The organism is Micromonospora sp. CPCC 206060, assembly GCF_036906895.1.
Lineage (GTDB): Bacteria > Actinomycetota > Actinomycetes > Mycobacteriales > Micromonosporaceae > Micromonospora.
The window spans coordinates 1-2155 of sequence record NZ_JBAKHU010000192.1 but is presented as its reverse complement, the minus strand read 5'-3'; the positions used below and the strand labels follow the sequence as shown (position 1 = coordinate 2155).

Annotated in this window: 2 protein-coding genes; both read left to right on the top strand. The window is 65.9% G+C overall.

Going from position 1 to position 2155, the window contains the following annotated elements:
• Positions 1-869 (top strand): sulfate adenylyltransferase subunit CysD (gene cysD, locus V6U90_RS33150; RefSeq protein WP_334445082.1); only part of this gene is annotated, 869 nt, incomplete at its 5' end.
• On the top strand, positions 869-2155 hold a 1287-nt coding region (cysN, locus tag V6U90_RS33145), incomplete at its 3' end, for a sulfate adenylyltransferase subunit CysN (RefSeq protein WP_334445080.1). The genes cysD and cysN, both read left to right, overlap by 1 nt.

Sequence of the window (2155 nt, the reverse complement as noted above, 5' to 3'; positions counted from 1 at the left end):
TGGAGGCGGAGAGCCTCTTCATCATGCGTGAGGTGGTGGCGGAGTTGGAGCGGCCGGTGCTGCTCTTCTCCGGGGGCAAGGATTCGATCGTGATGCTGCGGCTGGCGCAGAAGGCGTTCGCGCCGGCGGGCATCCCGTTCCCGGTGATGCACGTGGACACCGGGCACAACTTCGCGGAGGTGCTGGAGTACCGGGATCAGCGGGTGGCTGAGCTGGGTCTGCACCTGGTGGTGGCCAGCGTCCCCGAGGCGCTCGCCAGTGGTCTGGTGCACGAGTCGCCGGATGGGATGCGTAACCGGATCCAGACGCCGGTGCTGTTGGACGCGGTGGAGAAGTACCGGTTTGACGCGTTGTTCGGTGGTGCGCGCCGGGATGAGGAGAAGGCGCGGGCGAAGGAGCGGGTGTTCAGTTTCCGGGATGACTTCGGGCAGTGGGATCCGAAGAACCAGCGTCCGGAGCTGTGGTCGTTGTACAACGGGCGGCATCATCCGGGTGAGTCGATCCGGGTGTTTCCGTTGTCGAACTGGACTGAGTTGGACATCTGGCATTACATCGCCCGGGAGGGGTTGCCGTTGCCGTCGATCTACTACGCGCATGAGCGTGAGGTGGTCGACCGGGAGGGGATGCTCTACGCGGTCAACGAGTTCTTCCGGGCGCGTCCCGACGAGCGGGTCTTCACCGAGCAGGTGCGGTACCGGACGGTGGGCGACGCCTCCTGCACCGCTGCGGTCCGCTCCGACGCGGACACGGTGGAGAAGGTCATCGAGGAGGTGGCGTCGACGCGGATCACCGAGCGGGGTGCCACCCGGGGTGATGACCGGGTGAGTGAGGCTGCCATGGAGGACCGCAAGCGGGAGGGCTACTTCTGATGACCGCCACCGTTGCCGAGCCGGTCGAGGCTCGCCCGATGGATCTGCTCCGCTTCGCCACCGCCGGCAGCGTGGACGACGGTAAGTCGACGCTCATCGGCCGGCTGCTCTATGACACCAAATCGCTCTTCACCGACCAGCTCGAAGCCGTCGAGGCGGTCAGTGCGGCGCGGGGTGACGAGTACACGAACCTGGCGTTGTTGACCGACGGTCTGCGGGCCGAGCGGGAGCAGGGCATCACGATCGATGTGGCGTACCGGTACTTCGCGACGCCGCGGCGGAAGTTCATCATCGCGGACACTCCGGGGCACATCCAGTACACGCGGAACATGGTCACCGGTGCGTCGACGGCGGATCTGGCGTTGATCCTGGTGGACGCGCGTAAGGGGTTGGTCGAGCAGTCCCGGCGGCACGCGTTCCTGTGTTCGTTGTTGCGGGTGCCGCACCTGGTGCTCTGTGTCAACAAGATGGATCTGGTGGACTGGTCGCAGGAGGTGTTCGAGCGGATCGCGGATGAGTTCACCACGTTCGCCGCGAAGTTGGACGCGCCGGATCTGACGGTGGTGCCGATCTCCGCGTTGCGGGGTGACAACATCGTGTCCCGGTCGGAGAACATGCCGTGGTACGAGGGGCCGTCGTTGTTGCACCATCTGGAGCGGGTGCACATCGCCTCGGACCGCAATCTTCAGGATGTGCGGTTCCCGGTGCAGTATGTGATCCGGCCGCAGTCGACCACGGTGACGGACTACCGCGGCTATGCGGGGCAGGTCGCCTCGGGTGTGTTGAAGCCGGGTGACGAGGTGATGGTGTTGCCGTCGGGGTTCACCTCGCGGATCTCGGTGATCGAGACGGCGGATGGTCCGGTGGAGCAGGCGTTCCCGCCGATGTCGGTGACGATCCGGTTGGAGGACGAGATCGACATCTCCCGGGGGGATCTGATCTGCCGGCCGAACAATGCTCCGGCGGTGGCGCAGGACATCGAGGCGATGGTGTGTTGGATGGACGAGTCCCGTCCGTTGCAGCCCGGTGGCCGGTACGCGATCAAGCACACGACCCGGTCGGCGCGGGCGGTCGTTCGGGGTCTGCACTACCGGCTGGACATCAACACCCTGCACCGGGACGAGACCGCGGGTGAGTTGCGGCTCAACGAGATCGGCCGGGTCCGGCTACGCACCACGGTTCCCCTTCTGGCGGATGAGTACCGCCGGAACCGCACCACGGGCGGGTTCATCGTCATCGACGAGGCAACCAACCGCACCGTCGGCGCAGGAATGATCGTCGAAGCC